Annotated in this window: 16 protein-coding genes; 9 read left to right on the forward strand and 7 right to left on the reverse strand. The window is 71.4% G+C overall.

Annotation, left to right across the window (positions count from 1 at the left end; translation table 11 throughout):
- Positions 1-1231, forward strand: a 1231-nt coding sequence (locus ACK5IN_RS02490) for an adenosylhomocysteinase (protein ID WP_416894650.1), incomplete at its 5' end; no start/stop codon positions are given.
- A gap of 9 nt (positions 1232-1240) precedes the next feature.
- Here ACK5IN_RS02490 and ACK5IN_RS02495 read toward each other — a convergent pair.
- Positions 1241-2062 carry an RDD family protein gene (locus ACK5IN_RS02495; protein WP_416894651.1) on the reverse strand — a complete coding sequence of 274 codons (822 nt, stop codon included), beginning with the start codon at positions 2060-2062 and terminating at the stop codon, positions 1241-1243.
- A gap of 16 nt (positions 2063-2078) precedes the next feature.
- On the opposite strand from ACK5IN_RS02495, the gene ACK5IN_RS02500 reads away from it, so the two are divergent.
- Genes ACK5IN_RS02500 through katG form a run of 3 tightly spaced genes read left to right on the forward strand, consistent with a single transcriptional unit; the run spans position 2079 to position 5889 of the window.
- Positions 2079-3074 carry a stage II sporulation protein M gene (locus ACK5IN_RS02500; protein WP_416894652.1) on the forward strand — a complete coding sequence of 332 codons (996 nt, stop codon included), beginning with the start codon at positions 2079-2081 and terminating at the stop codon, positions 3072-3074.
- Positions 3075-3124: 50 nt separating this feature from the next.
- Positions 3125-3595: a Fur family transcriptional regulator gene (locus ACK5IN_RS02505; RefSeq protein WP_416894688.1), complete on the forward strand. Its 471-nt coding sequence runs from the start codon at positions 3125-3127 to the stop codon at positions 3593-3595.
- Positions 3592-5889 (forward strand): catalase/peroxidase HPI, encoded by a 2298-nt coding sequence (gene katG / locus ACK5IN_RS02510; protein ID WP_416894653.1) that lies wholly within the window; start codon positions 3592-3594, stop codon positions 5887-5889. Before ACK5IN_RS02505 ends, katG begins: the two co-directional genes overlap by 4 nt.
- A gap of 64 nt (positions 5890-5953) precedes the next feature.
- Here katG and ACK5IN_RS02515 read toward each other — a convergent pair whose 3' ends face one another.
- The 6 genes from ACK5IN_RS02515 to ACK5IN_RS02540 all read right to left on the reverse strand — a co-directional run bounded on the left by ACK5IN_RS02515 (position 5954) and on the right by ACK5IN_RS02540 (position 12137).
- Entirely contained in the window at positions 5954-6760 is an 807-nt protein-coding gene (locus ACK5IN_RS02515; protein ID WP_416894654.1) for an aquaporin, read from the reverse strand.
- A gap of 72 nt (positions 6761-6832) precedes the next feature.
- Positions 6833-8140 (reverse strand): DUF58 domain-containing protein, encoded by a 1308-nt coding sequence (locus tag ACK5IN_RS02520; protein WP_416894655.1) that lies wholly within the window; start codon positions 8138-8140, stop codon positions 6833-6835.
- Positions 8141-8150: 10 nt separating this feature from the next.
- Positions 8151-9119: an AAA family ATPase gene (locus ACK5IN_RS02525; protein WP_416894656.1), complete on the reverse strand. Its 969-nt coding sequence runs from the start codon at positions 9117-9119 to the stop codon at positions 8151-8153.
- A complete protein-coding gene (locus tag ACK5IN_RS02530) occupies positions 9116-10288 on the reverse strand; it encodes a DUF4350 domain-containing protein (RefSeq protein ID WP_416894657.1) in 1173 nt (390 codons plus the stop codon). The genes ACK5IN_RS02525 and ACK5IN_RS02530 overlap by 4 nt, the downstream gene beginning before the upstream one ends.
- Complete coding sequence (locus ACK5IN_RS02535; protein ID WP_416894658.1) at positions 10285-10941, reverse strand: DUF4129 domain-containing protein; 657 nt, start codon at positions 10939-10941, stop codon at positions 10285-10287. The genes ACK5IN_RS02530 and ACK5IN_RS02535 overlap by 4 nt, the downstream gene beginning before the upstream one ends.
- Positions 10938-12137, reverse strand: coding sequence for a hypothetical protein (locus tag ACK5IN_RS02540; RefSeq protein WP_416894659.1), 1200 nt, complete (start codon positions 12135-12137; stop codon positions 10938-10940). Before ACK5IN_RS02540 ends, ACK5IN_RS02535 begins: the two co-directional genes overlap by 4 nt.
- A 101-nt stretch (positions 12138-12238) precedes the next feature.
- Here ACK5IN_RS02540 and mtrA point away from each other — a divergent pair, with 101 nt between their 5' ends.
- The 5 genes from mtrA to hpf all read left to right on the forward strand — a co-directional run bounded on the left by mtrA (position 12239) and on the right by hpf (position 17805).
- Positions 12239-12919, forward strand: a complete 681-nt coding sequence (mtrA, locus tag ACK5IN_RS02545) for an MtrAB system response regulator MtrA (RefSeq protein WP_416894660.1) — start codon at positions 12239-12241, stop codon at positions 12917-12919.
- A 4-nt stretch (positions 12920-12923) separates the two neighbouring features.
- Complete coding sequence (gene mtrB / locus ACK5IN_RS02550; protein WP_416894661.1) at positions 12924-14627, forward strand: MtrAB system histidine kinase MtrB; 1704 nt, start codon at positions 12924-12926, stop codon at positions 14625-14627.
- A complete protein-coding gene (locus ACK5IN_RS02555; RefSeq protein ID WP_416894662.1) occupies positions 14624-16300 on the forward strand; it encodes a GerMN domain-containing protein in 1677 nt (558 codons plus the stop codon). Before mtrB ends, ACK5IN_RS02555 begins: the two co-directional genes overlap by 4 nt.
- 91 nt (positions 16301-16391) lie before the next feature.
- Complete coding sequence (locus ACK5IN_RS02560; RefSeq protein WP_416894663.1) at positions 16392-17054, forward strand: ComF family protein; 663 nt, start codon at positions 16392-16394, stop codon at positions 17052-17054.
- An 88-nt stretch (positions 17055-17142) separates the two neighbouring features.
- Positions 17143-17805 (forward strand): ribosome hibernation-promoting factor, HPF/YfiA family, encoded by a 663-nt coding sequence (hpf, locus tag ACK5IN_RS02565; RefSeq protein ID WP_416894664.1) that lies wholly within the window; start codon positions 17143-17145, stop codon positions 17803-17805.
- Positions 17806-17816 lie beyond the last annotated feature (11 nt).

The following is a 17816-nucleotide window of genomic DNA, read 5'->3' on the forward strand; positions in this document are numbered from 1 at the left end:
CTGGTGCAGCTGCAACATCTTCTCCACCCAGGACGAGGCCGCCGCGGCGATCGCCGTCGGCCCGACCGGCACGGTCGAGGACCCGAAGGGCATCCCGGTCTACGCCTGGAAGGGCGAGACGCTGGATGAGTACTGGTGGTGCACCGAGCAGGTGCTCGCATGGCCCGCGGACGCCGACGGCAACGTCGGTCCGAACATGATCCTCGACGACGGCGGCGACGCCACGCTGCTGGTCCACAAGGGTCGCGAGTACGAGTTGGCGGGTGCCGTGCCCGACACCACCGACGACGACTCCGAGGAGTGGTCGGTCGTGCTGGACCTCCTCCGGGCGTCCGTCGCCAAGGAGCCGAACCGCTGGACCGAGGTCGCCGCCGGCATCAAGGGCGTCACCGAGGAGACCACCACCGGGGTCCACCGGCTGTACCAGATGTTCGAGAAGGGGGAGCTCCAGTTCCCCGCCATCAACGTCAACGACTCGGTGACCAAGTCCAAGTTCGACAACAAGTACGGCATCCGCCACTCGCTGCCGGACGGGATCAACCGGGCCACCGACGTGCTGCTGGGCGGCAAGACCGCGTTCGTCGTCGGCTACGGCGATGTGGGCAAGGGCGCCGCCGAGGCGCTGCGCGGCCAGGGCGCGCGGGTGATCGTCAGCGAGATCGACCCCATCTGCGCGCTGCAGGCGGCCATGGACGGGTACCAGGTCGCCCGCCTCGACGACGTGATCGGCGAGATCGACGTCGTCATCACCGGAACCGGCAACAAGGACGTCGTCACCGTCGAGCACATCCTCGGCCTCAAGCACCTCGCCATCGTCGGCAACGTCGGCCACTTCGACAACGAGATCGACATGGGCGCACTCGAATCGCTGCCCGGGGCCGAGAAGGTCGAGATCAAACCACAGGTGCACGAGTGGCGCCTGCCGAACGGGCGCAGTGTGCTGGTGCTGAGCGAGGGTCGGCTGCTCAATCTCGGCAACGCCACCGGACATCCGTCCTTCGTCATGAGCGCGTCGTTCACCAACCAGGTTCTCGCCCAGCTCGAGCTGTACACGCGCACCGCCGCATACCCGGTCGGTGTGTACGTGCTGCCCAAGTCGCTCGACGAGAAGGTGGCCCGCCTGCACCTGGACGCCCTCGGTGTGCGGCTCACCGCGCTGACCCCGGCGCAGGCCGACTACCTCGGCGTGCCGGTCGAAGGCCCGTACAAGCTCGAGCACTACCGCTACTGACGACCGCCGTCACCCCGATGCGGGCGCGGTGAGTGCGGCGACGCGCTGCGCTTCGAGCATCAGCGCGTCGTACTCGCGGTCGCGGCGCACGGCGGCCACTGCGCGCACCAGCGTCTCGGGGGCCACCGGCGGCACCGGTGCCACGAACGCCGTGGCCTCGGCGGCGAGCGAGGCGGCCAGGCGCGCCCGCGCGCCGGGATCCATCGTCGCCGACTCGCGGGCGAACTGTGCGATGCGCCGTGCGAGACGGTCGGGCAGCCGCGCGACATCGGCCACGGCGGCCCACTCCTCGAGTCCCCGCGGGAGCCCGGGCGCTGGTGCGGGCAGGCGGGGCGCGCGCGTGCGCTCGCAGTACGTGCCGGCGACCAGGTCGCCGAGGCGCTGCGCCCGCGGCGTGAACGCGCCGACCAGCAGCGCGACGGCGCCGAGTGTCAGGTAGATCTCGAGCACCCCCACCAGTGCGCGGATCAGCGCCTGGCGGAAGCCCGAGGCCCCGCCGTCGGTGCGCACGATGCGCCCGCCCACAGCGAGCCGGCCGAGGCTACGGCCGCGCGTGGCCGTCTCGACCACGGTCGGCACGACGACGAGCACCAGCACGATCAGCGTGATCAGTGCGATCTGCGACGTCGCCTGCGTGAGGGCGCCCTGCGCCAGCAGAGCACCGATCAGCAGAGCGCCCGCGATCATCAGCGCGACGCTGACGAGCGCATCGACGAGGGCGCCGACGGCCTGCAGGAAGTACCCGAGCGGCTGGACGTCGAGAGCGATGGCCTCGCCGGTGAGCACCTCGTCCTGGCCGATCTCGACGAGGACGGGGGGTCCGGCGGGCATGGGTACAGTGAATCACATGGATCTCGACGCGCTCACCTCCGCGCGTCGAGGCGAGTGGGCGCGGCTCGACGAGTTGGCGCGGCTGCGCAGCCCGAGCGGGCCCGAGGTCGATGAGCTCGTTGCGCGGTATCGTTCGGCATCCGCAGATCTGGCCGACATCAAGACGTCCGCGGGCCGCACCCCCACCGGCGACCACGTGTCGACGCTGCTCGGCCGAGCACGGCTGCGGCTGACCACGACCGGCGACAGCCCGCTGCGTCAGGTGCCGCGCTTCTTCGCGCAGCAACTGCCCGCGGCGCTGTACCGCGTGCGGTGGACGACACTGGTGATCGCGGTCGGCTTCGTCGCCGTCGGTTCGCTGGTCGCGGCGTGGATCGCCGGGGACCCGGCGGTGCTCGCCGCACTGGGCGACCGGGCCGACCTCGAGCACTACGCCGAGAACGAGTTCACCGACTACTACTCCGAGAATCCGGCCGCCGACTTCGCCGGGCTCGTCTGGACCAACAACGCATGGATCGCCGCCCAGTGCGTCATGTTCGGCATCACGGGGCTGTGGCCCGTGTACGTGCTGGTGCAGAACGCCGTCGGCGTGGGCACGGCGGCCGCGGTGCTGTTCGCGTTCGGCCGCGGCGACGTGTTCTTCGCCTCGATCCTGCCGCACGGCCTGCTTGAGTTGACCTGCATCTTCGTGGCCGGTGCGGCCGGGCTGCACGTGTTCTGGGCCTGGATCGCGCCGGGCCGCCGCAGCCGGGGCGCCGCGCTCGCCGAGGCGGGCCGGTCGATGGCCACCATCGTCGTGGGACTGGTGCTCGCGCTCGCGCTGTCGGGACTCATCGAGGGCTTCATCACCCGCCAGCCGTGGCCGGCATGGGTCAAGATCGGCATCGGTGCGATGGCACTCGGGGCATTCCTCGCCTACATGCTCGTGCTCGGCCGCAGGGCGGTGCGCGCGGGGGAGACGGGCGATCTCACCGAGGCCGAGGCAGGCACGCCGCGGCTCGTCGCGGGCTGACCTAGTTTTGTCTTTCTAAAAACAACGATACAATGGATGCCGTGACCAGCGTGACCGCATCGCCCGCCGCCTCGGCCGCGCCCGCCGCCGCCGCGGCCATCCGCGGGGCGGGTCTTCGCGTCACCGAATCGCGTCGCGCCGTGTACGAAGCGCTCGTCGCCCGGCCGCACGCCAGCGCCGACGATGTCTTCGCGTGCGTACTGCCGCAGCTTCCCGGCACGAGCGTGCAGTCCGTGTACAACGCGCTCGGCGACTTCGCCGACGTGGGTCTCGCACGGCGCATCGAGCCGGCCGGCCACCCGATGCTGTTCGAGCTGCGCCGCGGCGACAACCACCACCACCTCGTCTGCACCGAGTGCGGCGCCGTGCGCGATGTCGACTGCGTCGTGGGCGATGCGCCGTGCCTGGCACCCTCGGACGCGCACGGCTTCCGCGTGCACGAGGCAGAAGTGACGTTCTGGGGCACGTGCGATGCGTGCGCCACCGCTGAAACCACCACACACGAAGAAGGGACACCATGACCGACAATGTCATCGACCAACCCGAGGGCATCATCCCGACGCCCACCGTCGAAGAGCAGGAACGCGCCCGCGAGGAGGGCGCAGGCCCCGACTCCGGCGGCTGCCCGGTCGTCCACGCCCCACCCCACCCGACAGCGGGCACGGCGAACCAGGTGTGGTGGCCCAAGCGACTCAACCTGCGCATCCTCGCGAAGAACCCGCCCGCCACGAACCCCTACGGCGAAGAGTTCGACTACGCCAAGGCTTTCGAGCAGGTCGATCTCGACGAGCTGAAGGCTGACGTGATCGAAGCGCTCACCACCCCGCAGGACTGGTGGCCCGCCGACTTCGGAAACTACGGTCCCGCCATGATCCGCATGGCCTGGCACAGCGCCGGCACCTACCGCGTCACCGACGGCCGCGGCGGCGGCAACTCCGGTCAGCAGCGCTTCGCGCCCTTGAACAGCTGGCCCGACAACGTCGGCCTCGACAAGCCGCGCCGCATCCTGTGGCCCGTCAAGAAGAAGTGGGGCAAGTCGGTCTCGTGGGCCGACCTCATGATCTTCGCCGGCACCATTGCCATGGAGCAGATGGGCTTCAAGACCTTCGGCTTCGCCGGCGGTCGTGTCGACGCCTGGGAACCCGACGACGACGTGTACTGGGGCTCGGAGACCACGTGGCTGGGCGACGAGGCGCGGTACAACCCGGAGGACAAGAAGCGCGACCTCGAAAACCCGCTCGCTGCGACGCAGATGGGTCTGATCTACGTGAACCCCGAGGGCGTCGGTGGCAACCCCGACCCGGTCGAGCTCGCCCACGATATTCGGGAGACCTTCGCCCGCATGGCGATGAACGACGAAGAGACCGTGGCCCTCATCGGCGGCGGTCACACGTTCGGGAAGACACATGGCGCCGGGTCCGCCGACCTCGTCGGCGAGACTCCGGAAGACGCCCCGCTCGAGCAGATGGGGATCGGCTGGAAGAACGCCTTCGGTACCGGCAAGGGCGACGACCAGACCGCCAGTGGCCTGGAGGTCACCTGGACCTACCACCCGACCCGGTGGGACAACGAGTTCTTCCACATCCTGTACGCGTACGAGTGGGAGCTCATGGAGAGCCCGGCCGGTGCGAAGCAGTGGCGTCCGAAGAACGGCGCGGGTGCCGACATGGTTCCGATGGCGCACGACCCGTCGAAGCGTCGCGAGCCCCGCATGCTCACCAGTGACCTGTCGTTGCGGTTCGACCCGATCTACGGCCCGATCTCGAAGCGCTTCAACGAGGATCCCGAGGCCTTCGCCGACGCGTTCGCGCGCGTCTGGTTCAAGCTGACGCACCGTGACATGGGTCCGTCGTCGCGTTACCTCGGCACGTATGCCCCGACCGAGGAACTGCTCTGGCAGGATCCCGTGCCGGCGGTCGACCACGAGCTGATCGACGCGGCCGACACGGCGGCGCTGAAGGCCGAGATCCTTGCGTCGAGCCTGACCGTCTCCGAGCTGGTCGCCACGACGTGGGCGGCCGCGGCATCCTTCCGCAACTCCGACAAGCGCGGCGGCGTCAACGGCGCCCGCCTCGCGGTCGAGCCGCAGAAGGGCTGGGAGGCGAACAACCCGGCGCGCACCGCCAAGGTGCTCGACGTGCTGCGCGGCGTCAAGGAGCGCTTCGACGCAGCGGGGGGACAGAAGAAGGTGTCGCTGGCAGACCTCATCGTCCTGGCGGGCAACGCCGGAGTCGAGAAGGCGGCGCAGGCGGCCGGGCACGACGTGGTCGTGCCGTTCCGCCCCGGGCGCACCGACGCCACGCAGGAGCAGACCGACGTGGCATCGTTCCAGCACCTCGAGCCGGTGGCCGACGGGTTCCGCAACTACACCGGCCCGTTGGCAGCGGCGTCGGGCCTTCCGGCCGAGCATCTGCTCGTCGACAAGGCGAACCTGCTGAACCTGACGGCACCCGAGATGACGGTGCTGGTCGGCGGTCTGCGGGTGCTCGACACCAACTGGGATGGATCGTCGTACGGCGTCTTCACCGACCGCCCCGGTGAGCTCACGAACGACTTCTTCGTGAATGTCCTCGACATGGCCAACGAGTGGACGGCTCTCGACCCGGGTTCGCACGCGTTCCAGGCCTCGGATGTCGCCACGGGCGAGAAGAAGTGGGTGGGCACGCGTGCCGACCTCGTGTTCGGCTCGAACTCCGAGCTGCGCGCCGTCGCCGAGGTGTACGCGGCCGACGACGCCGGTGATGCCTTCATCGCCGACTTCGTGTCGGCGTGGACCAAGGTCACCGAGCTGGACAGGTTCGACCTGCACCGCTGATCCCGCAGCAGACGAAGAAGAGGGGATGCCGACCGGCATCCCCTCTTCCTCGTCCACCCGGTGGTTACGAGCCCTTGCGGTCGAACAACGCGTTGTTGATCAGGCCGGCCAGTAGGCCGCCGACGATCGGGAACACGATGAACACCCACAGCTGGATGAGCGCGTCGGGTCCGCCGTAGATCGCTGCAGCGATCGAGCGGGCCGGGTTCACTGACGTGTTGGTGATCGGGATCGATGCCAGGTGGATGAACGTGAGGGTCAGCCCGATCACGAGTCCCGCCATGGCAGGGGTGCCCCGCTTGGAGTGGGTGACGCCGAGGATCACGAGCACGAAGATCGCGGTGAACAGGATCTCGGCGACGATCGCCGCGCCGAGGCCGAAGCCGCCGGGGGAATGCTCCCCGAAGCCGTTGCTCGCGAACCCGCCCGCCTGCGCCTGCTGCAGCCAGTTGCCGGGCCCGAACAGCCCGATGAGCACGAGCAGGGTGGTTCCAACAGCACCGCCGACGATCTGCGCGATGAGGTAGCCGCCGGTGTCACGCCACGGGAATCGGCCCGCAGCGGCGAGTCCCAGTGTCACGGCCGGGTTGAAGTGGCCGCCCGAGATCGGACCCCACGCATAGATGCCCGCCATCAGGGTGAGACCGAACGCAAGGGCGACACCGAGGAATCCGACGGCGAAGATGCCGTCTTCGGTTCCGGCGCCGAACCCGGCGGCGAACAGTGCCGCGCCGAGCGAGCCGAACACGAGCAGGAACGTGCCCAGCGCCTCGGCGGTCAGACGGGCCGTATAGCTCGGAGCAGAGGGCGGCGGCGTGTGGTCGAGAGGCGTCGGTGTCGCACTCGATTCAGGACGAGGGTCGTTGCTCATGGGAGTGGATCCTTTCCGGAGCTTACATTAGTGGCGGATTCACAGAATCGCGACGAATCGCACGGGTTGCCGTCAAAGACGCCCCGCGGCCTTGAGCGCGAGATAGCGGTCGGCGACGCGCGGGGGCAGCTCGTCGGGGCCGTCGGCGATCGCGTCCCCGCCAGCCCGCTCGATCGCCGCGGCCACCTGTGCCGCGTCGCGCAGCGTGCGCTCGGCCGCCGCGGCGCGGTACACCTGTTCGCCGGTGCCGCGTTCGGCGGCCAGCGCGTGCAGCGAGGTGTCGGTCACGGTCGCCACCACCAGCCGGGCCGCGTGCGTGACGAGCCCCAGGGAGCCGAGGACTCCGCGTGCCGCGTCGGGGTGGTCCTGCGCGGTGAGCACGACCACGAGCGCGGGCCGGGAGGTGACGGCGCGCACCTGCGCGAACGCCGCATCCCAGTCGGTGTCGATGAGCTGCGGCTCGACGGCGGCCATCGCGTCGACGAGCGCGGGCAGCAGTGCGGGACCATCGACGCCGGTGACGCGGGCCCGGACGACTCGGTCGAACATGACCAGGTGCACATGGTCGCCCGCCCGGTTCGCGAGCGTGGCGAGCAGCAGTGCCGCCTCCATCGCCGCGTCCAGGCGCACCCCGTCGCCCACACGGGCCGCCGAGGTGCGGCCGGTGTCGATCAGGACGACCACGTGCCGGTCGCGCTCGGGGCGCCACGTGCGCAGCATCGTGGTGCCGGCACGCGCGGTGGCGCGCCAGTCGATCGAGCGCACATCGTCGCCGCGCACGTACTCGCGCAGCGAGTCGAACTCGGTGCCCTGGCCGCGCACCTGCACGCTCGTGTTGCCGTCGAGCTCGCGCAGCCGCACCAGGCGGGAGGGCAGATACCGGCGCGACGCGAAGGGCGGCAGCACGCGCACGGCACCGAGCGAGGGAAGGGATGCCTGGCGCCCGGCGAGCCCCAGCGGCCCCAGGCTGCGCACGGTGACGAACTGGGTGGCGCGCTCACCGCGGCGGCGCGGCAGCAGCGGCACCTCCAGCATGCGGCGCTCGCCCGGCGGCAGGGTCACCGGCAGCCGCGCATCGGGTGCGCCGGCGGTGGGCTGCCAGGCATCCCGCACGAGACCGCGGACCGTGCGCCCGCCCTCGTTCGTGAGCCACAGCCGGGTCTCCACGAGTTCCCCCAGCCGGGCGCGCGCGGGAATGTGCCGGTCGACGCGGATCGCCCGCGGATCGCCGGCGGCCGCGGCATCCACCCCCGCCAGCACCGCGCACAGCACGAGCCAGCAGGCGGCGGCCAGCCACGGGTCGACGCCCGCCGCCGACAGCAGCACGACGGGCACGACGCCAAGCCCCGTGAGCAGGGCGAGCCGGCCGGTGAGGATCATGCCCATCGGATCAGATCGGCACGCGGGTCTGCTGCAGCACCGAGCGCAGGATCGCGTCGACCGACACACCCTCGATCTCGGCCTCGGGCCGCAGGCGCACGCGGTGCCGCCACACCGGCACGAGCATGGTCTGCACGTGGTCGGGCGTGATCGCCGGATATCCGCCGAGCCACGCCCACGCCTTCGCCGCCGCCAGCAGCGCCGTCGACGCGCGCGGGCTCACGCCGAGCTGCACCGAGGGACTCTGCCGGGTGGCCCGCGCGAGGTCGACGACGTAGCCGAGGACGTCGTCGGCGGCGGCGATGGATGCCACGGCAGCCTGCGCCGCGTGGACGTCGGCCACCGTCACGGCCGGCGCGACGCCGGCGCCGGCCAGGTCGCCGGGCCGGAAGCCGTGGGCATGCCGGCGCAGCACGTCGATCTCGGCGTCACGGGCCGGCACGTCGACCACGAGCTTGAGCAGAAATCGGTCGAGCTGTGCCTCGGGCAGCGTGTAGGTGCCCTCGTGCTCGATCGGGTTCTGCGTCGCCGCGACGAGGAACGGGTCGGGCAGGGCACGCGTGACCCCGTCGGTGGACACCTGGCGCTCCTCCATCGCCTCCAGCAGCGCCGCCTGCGTCTTCGGCGGCGTGCGGTTGATCTCGTCGGCGAGCACGATGTTCGTGAAGACGGGGCCCTTGCGGAACTCGAACTCACCCGCACGGGCGTCGTACACGAGCGACCCCGACACGTCGCCCGGCATAAGGTCGGGGGTGAACTGGATGCGCGTGGTGTCGAGCCCGAGCGACCGGCTGAAGGCACGCACCAGCAGGGTCTTCGCCACACCGGGCACACCCTCGAGCAGTACGTGCCCGCGCGCCAGCAGTGCGATGAGCAGACCGGTGACGACGCCGTCCTGGCCGACGACGGCCTTGCCGACCTCGAGGCGCACCCGGTTCATCGCGTTGCGCAGGTCGTCGGGAGCGGTGGGTGCGGTCATGGGTCGGTCCTTTCGAGGTGGACGGAGGCGCGTACGGCGGTCTCGAGGTCGCGCAGCTGGTCGCTGGCGGTCACGAGATCGGCGTCGGAGGCGGGGACGGAGTCGATGAGGATGCCGCGCACGGTCTCGCGCGGTGCCCCGAGCCGTGCGGCGGCGGCGTCGGCGATATCGCCAGGTCGTGCGGATGGCCCGAGGCCGAGCAGGCGCGCGAGGCGGTCGCACGCGCCCGCTCGCAGCACGTCGAGGGCGTGCGGCGCGTCGTGCGAACGCGCGTAGAGGTGCGCGCGCCCCGTCGTGGTCTCGGCGGCGCGCACCGTGACCGGCAGGTTCTCGGCCACGAGCGGTCCGAACCGGCGGCCTCGCCAGACGGCTGCGACGACGCCGGCGCACAGCAGCAGCGCGATCGCGGGGGTCACCCACGGCGGGGTGAGCTCGCCGAGTGTGGGGGCGGTGCTGCCGGTGTCGGCATCGCCGAGCCCGGGCACGTACCACACGACGCTGTCGCTGCGCCCGAGCAGCCCGAGGGCGAGGGCGGCATTGCCGTGCTCGGCGATGCGCTCGTTGACGAACAGCTCGCGCCCGTCGACGGCGAGGACCCCGTCGCGCGTGACGAGGCCGAAGCCCTCGCCGGCGGGGTAGCAGCCGGTGACGCCGTCGCCGGTCGCCGCGAACAGCGCACCGGGGACGATGGACCCGGCCCGTGTGGCCGGGGGCAGGTCGCACTCGGGCCGGACGAGGTCGGCCGGGGCATACCCGGCCGTGCCGGCGCCGTCGAGCAGCACCCGCAGATCGCGGGCGACCGGGTCGAGCAGCACGACCACCGCGGCGGCGTCGGTCACAGTGCGCAGCGCGTCGTCCGACAGCACGGCCGTCGATCCGACCACGAGGGTGCTGTCGGAGCGAAGGGCCGCATCCGTGCTCGCGCGGTCGCGCGTCACCTCGACGTCGAGGCCGTGGGCGCGCAGCACCTGCGCGAGCGCCCGCGTGCCGGTCGGCCCGGGGCCATCGGGGTCGAGGGCGCCCTTCGCGCTCCACTCCAGGGCGGCGGTGGTCGCCGCGCCCAGGGCGCCGACCACGACCGCGGCGATCGCGATGACCGCCCACACACCCACACGCCGTCGGTGCGGGACGGCTGTGGACTGCTCGACCTTCGCGGCGACCGTGGTCATGCGAACTCCGCCACGTCGGCGAGTGCGGCCGGCCGCAGGGCCGCGAGCGCGTCGTCGGTTTCGGCCACCACGGCGAAGAGCTCGGCCGTGCCGGGGCGGCGCAGATAGCGCACGTCGTCGAACGCGGCCGCCGCGGCATCCAGTCGTTCCTGCATGGATGGGAAGGCGCGCGCGGCCTGCCGGGCGAACCCGTGCACCGTCGCCCCGGGGGCCGGGTCGACGATGCCGCGCTCAGCGAGTGCCCGCGCCAGGGCGCGGAAGCGCAGTACGACGGCGGCGTCCCAGTCGCCTGCGGCGACCCGCGCGTCCGCATCGGTGCGCAGCTGGGCCGCGGAGCGCTGGTCGGTGCCGAAGAGCTCGGCGACGGCGGGCCGCGAGCGATGCACGGTGCGCGGGCGCCCCCAGATGAGGAATGCGGCCACAAGGAGCAGCACGGCCACCCCGACCACGACGATCGCCAGAAGTCCGTCGAAGCCGGGGAGCCCGCGCCCCGTGAACAGTCCGGCCAGGAAATCCCCGATCGCCTGGGCGACGCGGTCGAACAGCGTCGGCTCGGCGGCGGTGTACTCGGGCCGTGCGAGCTCCTCCTCGACCCAGCGACGAGCCTCGTCGGCATCGGGGATCAGGGGCGGCGCATCGGCGAGCACGATCACGGGCGGTCGCGCCGTTCGTCGTCCGCCGGGGCTCCGGGGGCGGTCCACTGCGTCGGGGACGGAGCGGGGGGCGCCGGCGGGACCGGCGGCGCCGGGTACCCGGGTGGGCGCGCGGAGGCAGCGGGCTGCGGTGTGGGCCGCGCCGGGTGCGGGCGATCGGGGTGCGGCGTGTAGGGGTCGGGCAGGTCGGCGGTGCCGGCATCCCGCTTCTCGACATACTCCTGCAGGTCGATGTCGAGGCCCTCGTGACGCATGCGGCAGTCGACGTAGATGAGGCTGGTGGCCGTCGACTGCACGATGAGGCCGACCGCCTGCACCACCAGCACGATCGCCTGCGTGAGCAGGGTCCCCACGATGAGCGTCGTGAACGCGGACGCGCTCGGCTCGCCGGTGGGCGAGACCACGGCCGATAGCAGGCTGTTCGCGATGGCGAACGGGAGGCTCACCGCCTGGGCGAGGAAGCCGAACGACATCGAGATGATCACGATGACCCCGAGCGCGGCCCAGAAGCGGCCGCGCAGCAGCACCCACGACCGCGCGATCGCGCCGACGATGGTCGCGCGTTCGAGCACGATCGCCGCCGTGACCAGTGCCAGCTTCGTCGACAGCCACAGCCACAGCGGAATCGCGACGAGCACGAGCAGGATGCCGAGCACCACCGCGAGGACGATGCCCGCCGGGCCGATCGTCCCGAGCAGCACCAGCCCGAGGGCGACGGCCCCGACCAGCACGGATACGAGCGCCGTGACGATGATCGTGTAGCCGAACAGCCGCCAGAACACCGCCCGCACCCGGGCCCACAGCCGGCCCAGCGGCTGCTTCTCCGCGACGACGGCGCGCGAGACGTCCGCGACCACGACACCCTGCACGATCACCGTGAGTGCGGTGGCCGCCAGTCCCAGCACGAACCCCGCCACGGCGGTCAGCGCGACCGACCCGGCCATCACGGCGTTCCACTCGTCGGACCCGATGCGCAGCGTGTCGAGTCGGGAGAACGCCCACAGCGCGACGCCGCCGACGGCGAGCGTCACGACGAGGTAGGCGACCACCTGCACGCACATCGCGAACCCGAGCAGCACCTTCGGGTTGTGCCGCAGCGCGCTGAACGAGCGACCCAGGATCGTGCCGAAGCCGAGGGGGTGCAGCGGGACGATGCCGGGGCGCGAGGCCGGGGTCCAGGAGGGATACGCGGTCACGCCTCAAGTCTCACATGCACCGGCGACGCCGCGGCATCCAGCCGGCGCCCGGGACTGTCGACTACTCTGTGCATACCGACGTGAAGGGGCCCACTCACCCGATGACATCCCGCATCCTTGTGGTCGATGACGACACTGCGCTGGCCGAGATGATCGGCATCGTCCTGCGCACCGAAGGCTTCGACACCGTCTTCTGCGCCGACGGCGCCCGCGCCGTCGACGAGTGGCGCGCCGAGCGGCCCGATCTGGTGCTGCTGGACCTCATGCTGCCCGGCATGGACGGCATCGAGATCTGCACGCGCATCCGCGCCGAGTCGGGGGTGCCGATCATCATGCTCACTGCTCGCACCGACACCGCCGACGTCGTCAAGGGCCTCGAGGTCGGCGCCGACGACTACATCGTCAAACCGTTCAACCCCAAAGAGCTCGTCGCGCGCATCCGCACGCGGCTACGACCCGTGCCGCAGGCGCAGGCCGAGGTGCTGCGCATCGGCGACCTCACCGTCGACGTGGCCGCGCACGAGGTGCGCCGCGGTGACACCCTCATCGCGCTGACGCCGCTGGAGTTCGAACTGCTCGTTGCGCTCGCCGCCAAGCCGCAGCAGGTGTTCTCGCGCGAGATGCTGCTCGAGCAGGTGTGGGGCTACCACTACAAGGCCGACACGCGCCTGGTGAACGTGCACGTGCAGCGCCTGCGCGCCAAGGTCGAGCCCGACCCCGAGAACCCGCGGATCGTGACGACGGTGCGTGGTGTCGGCTACCGCGCCGGCGCCGCGATCTGACGCCATGTCCGGGCGACCGACGCCGACCGGCCCCGTCGCAGTCGCGCCCGTGGACTGGCGCGACTGGCGCCGCTGGCCCGAGAACCTGACCGGTCTGTGGCGGCGGTCGCTGCGCTTTCGCACGATCGTCGTCGCGATCGGGTCGACGATGCTGGCCATTCTGGTCGCTGGCGTCGTGATGTCGCTGGTCATCCAGCGCGACCTGTTCGACTCGCGCAAGGCGCAGGTGCTCGACACGTCGATGCGGGCCGCGCAGTCGGCACAGCAGCTGTTCGACGCGGCCGACGTGCGGGGCGACGCGCTCGTCGCCCAGCAGCTGCTGTATGCGGCGGCTGAAGAGGTGCAACGACAGTCGCCGAGCGACATGTTCGCGTTGGTGCGCATCGATCCGGTGCCCTCGGCGATCGCACCGCCCGACATGTTCTCCCCGGTCTTCGACCCCGCCACCGTCTACCCGGCGATCATCTCGCGGCAGCTGCGCGAGCAGGTGGGCGGCGACCCCGACGTGCAGTGGTGGCAGTCCGTGTCGCTGACCGCGGCGGACGGCTCGATGGTACCGGGCATCGTCGTCGGCCAGCAGCTGGCGATGCCGGATGTCGGCGCCTACGCGCTGTATGTGGCGTACGACCTCGGCGCGGCCGACGAGACGCTGCAGTTCGTGCAGCGCACGCTGCTGTTCGCAGGGTTCGCGCTGCTGGTGCTCATTGGTGCGATCGCATGGTTCGTGGTGCGCTCGGTCGCCTTGCCCGTGGCGCAGGCCGCCGACACCAGTGCACGGCTGGCTGCGGGCGACCTCGAGGTGCGCCTGGCCGTGCGCGGCGACGACGAGCTGGCCGTGCTCGGGCGCTCGTTCAACGCCATGGCCGACAGCATCGAGTCGCAGATCAAGGAGCTCGCGGAGCTTTCGCTGGTGCAGCAGCGGTTCGTGTCGGATGTCTCCCACGAGCTGCGCACACCGCTGACCACCATCCGGCTGGCCGCCGACATGATCAACGACCGCAGGGACGAGTTCGACCCCGCCACCGCGCGCGCCGCCGAGCTGCTGGCCGCCCAGGTGCAGCGATTCGAGACGCTGCTGGTCGACCTGCTCGAGATCAGTCGATACGACGCGGGCTCGGTGCAGCTCGAACTCGAGCCGACGAGCCTCGCCCACCTCGCGGAGGACGTCATCGCGTCGATGAGCCAGCTCGCCGAACAGCACGGCACCGATGTGCGGCTGGTCGCCCCCGGCGGTTACAGCCCGGTCGAGATGGATCCGCGCCGTGTGCGGCGCATCGTGCGCAACCTGCTGGGCAACGCGATCGAACACGGGGAGGGGCGGCCCATCGTCGTCACGGTCGACAGCAGCCAGGAGGCGGTGGCCCTGGGCGTGCGTGACTTCGGCCTCGGGATGAAGTCCGAAGACACGGAACGGGTCTTCGACCGATTCTGGCGCGCCGATCCCTCGCGCAAGCGCACGATAGGCGGCACAGGCCTCGGTATGTCGATCGCGCTCGGCGATGCGCGGTTGCATCAGGGCGAGCTGGCCGTGTGGTCGGATCTCGGCCGGGGAACGAACGTCGTGCTCACCTTGCCGCGAGCCGGGCGAAGCCTCAGTGGCCCCTCGCCGGTCCCGATCGAGCCCGATGGCGCCGAAGCGCTGGACGACCTGGGTCTGACCCAGCCCATCGACCTGCCCGTGGTGCACAGCGCGGGGCGCACACCGTGAGCCGCCGCATCCTCACCGCTGTCGTGGCCGCGCTGACGGCCGCCGTGCTCGCCGCCTGCGCGGGTATGCCGTCTGCCGGGCCCGTGGAGCAGGGATTGGCCGTCGACTCGGCGTCCAACGACGCGTTCGAGGTTGCCTTCCGCCCGTCCAGTCCGCAACCGGGAGCGACCCCCGAGCAGATCGTCGAGGGCTTCGTGGCGGCGGCGACCAGCCCCGCGAACGGGTGGGATATCGCCAAGCAGTTCCTCACCGAAGACGCCCAACAGACGTGGCGCCCCGAAGCGGGCGTCACGGTCGTCGAGTCGCGCGACCTCACGCAGGTCACCGAGTCGCAGTACCTGCTGACGGTGCGTTCGGTCGGCGACGTCGACGAGACGGGTGCGTACAGCGCCACGGATGCCGCTCCCACCGAACTGCCGTTCGCGCTGCGTAAGGCGCGCGGCGAGTGGCGCATCTCCCAGCTCGACGACGGCGTCGTGCTGGACCGATTGCTGTTCCCACGGGTGTTCGGCACCTACTCGCTCATGTACTTCGACCCCACGTGGGAGTACCTCGTCCCCGACGTGCGGTGGTTCCCGGTGCGCAATCGGGCCACGCCGTGGCGCATCGTCAAGGAGCTCATCGACGGTGCGCCCAGCCCGTGGCTGGCGGATGCCGTCGTCTCGGCGTTCCCCGACGACGTCACCGTGCCCAGCGCGGTGCCGACGCCGAACGGCGTGGCGCAGATCGAGGTACCCGATGCCGTGCTGGGCCTGCCGCCCGAGCAGCTGGCGCGCATGCAGACGCAGCTGGTCGGGTCGCTGGCGTCGGCGAACATCTCGGACGCGCTGATGCAGGCGGGCGGGGTCGACATCGAGGTCGAGCCCGCGCCCACGCGGGCGACGACCGTGGACCCCCGCTTCGCGGTGCTGACAGAGGAGGGACTCGGCTTCTTGGCCGGAGACGAGCTGCAGCCGATCCCGGGACTCAGCGCGGGGCTGCGGGCGTCGGGACTGATCCCGACGGCGATCGAGCTCGGCGGCGGACTGCAGCAGGCGGCGCTGCTGACCGACGGCGGGGCCGTCGCGCGCCTGCGGGCGGATCAGAGCTACAGCATCATCGACACGCGGCCCGGGCTGATCACCCCGACGGTGGACCGCTACGGTTTCGTGTGGACCGTCCCGCGCGACAGCCCCTCGAATGTGCACGCCATCGGCGCGGACGACACCGTGGTCGAGGTCGGCGATGCATGGAGTGGGGCGACGGTCATCCGTGCGATGCAGCTGTCGCGCGACAGCACCCGTGTGGCCGCCGTCGTCGAGATCGGTGGACTGCCCGAGGTCTGGACGGCGGCGGTGGTCCGCGACGAGGGTGTGCCGGTGCGTCTCGGGCAGTGGGTGCGTCAAGCGTCGTTGACCTCGTCGGGGGTCGCGGTCGCATGGCTCGACGACGTGACGCTGGGCGTCGTGCGCCCGGCTGACAACGAGACGACCGTGCTCACGCAGGAAGTCGGCGGCCTCGGCGTGCTCACCTCGCTGCGGACCGTAGCCACCACCATCGCCGCGGGAAACCAGCTCGGCTCGGTGCGGCTGCTCGCCGACGACGGCCGGCTCTACGCCCGCAGCGGATCGCGCTGGCTGCCGTCGGCCACCGGCGTCGAGGTGCTCGCCACGCAGCAGGGTTCGTCGGAGTGACTGTTCCTCCACAGGCCGGCTGAGCGCCCCGGATCCGACAGGTTGGCGAAGACGGCGGTGGGATGCCGCGGGCACGCGGCATCCTGTCGTCATGACGTTCGATACCGCCGTGGTGCGCGGGGCCCTCGCCGATGCGCTGGCACTCGCGTTCCCCGTGGACTGCGCCGGGTGCGCGCAGCCCGGCCGTGCCCTGTGCGCTGCCTGCGTCGATGCCGTCGCCCCGTCGCCCCGGCACCGCGTGCTCGACGACGGACTGACCGTGTGGAGCGGGCTCGACTACGACGGGGTTGCCGCACGCGCCCTGCGCGCGCTGAAGGAGGAGGGGCGCACCGAGCTCGCCGGCGCGCTCGCTCCGGCGCTGCGGGTGGCGCTCGCCGCCGTGGGGGAGGGGAACGCCGGGCTGCGGGTCGTGCCCGTGCCCACGTCGCGCGCGGCGATGCGCAGGCGCGGCTACCGGGTCGTCGATCTGCTGGTGCGCCGGGCGGGTGTCGGCACGGTGCCGCTGCTCGTGTCGGCGCGACGCGTGGCCGACCAGCGGCGCCTGGGTCGGGAGGAACGGGCGCACAACGCCGAGGGCAGTCTGCGCGCTCGCTCGGCGGCCGGGATGCCGGTCGTCATCGCTGACGACGTGGTCACTACGGGTGCCACGCTGAGCGAGGCCGCGCGGGCGCTCACCGCGGCCGGAGCCCGGGTCGTGGGGGCGGTCACTGTGGCGGCGACGGCGCGCCGCGGATTCGTTCGGGAATGTGCGTGACAGTTCGGCTCGGCGGATATACGGTGGTGGGCACAAGGCGACCGATGGTCCGCCCTTGACCGGGTGGACCGGAACAAGGAGGGCATGGATGGATACACACATCGTCGGTATGGGGGTCAGTATCTCGGATCGATTCCTGTCCGTCGTCGAAGAGAAGGCCGCTCGGGTGGGCACTCTCGCCCCGCGTGCGCAGCGCCTGGACATCAAGGTCACCCATCGCTCGTACCGCAACGGTCATATCGAGGACGAGACCGTCGAGCTCACCCTGGTCGGCAAGGGCCCGGTGGTGCGCGCCGAGGCGTCCGACCCCGACAAGTTCGCAGCCCTGGACATCGCTGTAGACAAGCTCGTCGAGCAGTTGCGGCGCGCCAAGGGCAAGCGGGTCGATGCCCGCAATCATCCGCGCGGCGCCCACTTCGACAAGGGCGGCGGGAGCATCGCCGGGCTGGACGTGCAGCCGGCCCCGGTCGACACGCTCGAGCGCGTCACCACCGGATCGGCGGGCATCGTGGAGGACGGCGAGGTCGAGGCCGACTACACGCCGGTCGTGATCCGCACCAAGCAGTTCAACCCCGAGTGGATGACCGTCGAAGAGGCCGTCGACCGCATGGAGCTGGTCGGCCACGACTTCTTCCTGTTCATCGATGTGCGCAGCGACCACCCGAGCGTCGTGTACCGGCGCAAGGGCTGGGACTACGGCGTCATCTCGTTGACCGCCGACGCGCCCCCGCTGGAGGAGCTCGCCTCGTAGCGCTCGTCGGA

The sequence above is a fragment of the Microbacterium sp. genome, from assembly GCF_047971895.1.
Classification (GTDB): Bacteria; Actinomycetota; Actinomycetes; order Actinomycetales; family Microbacteriaceae; genus Microbacterium.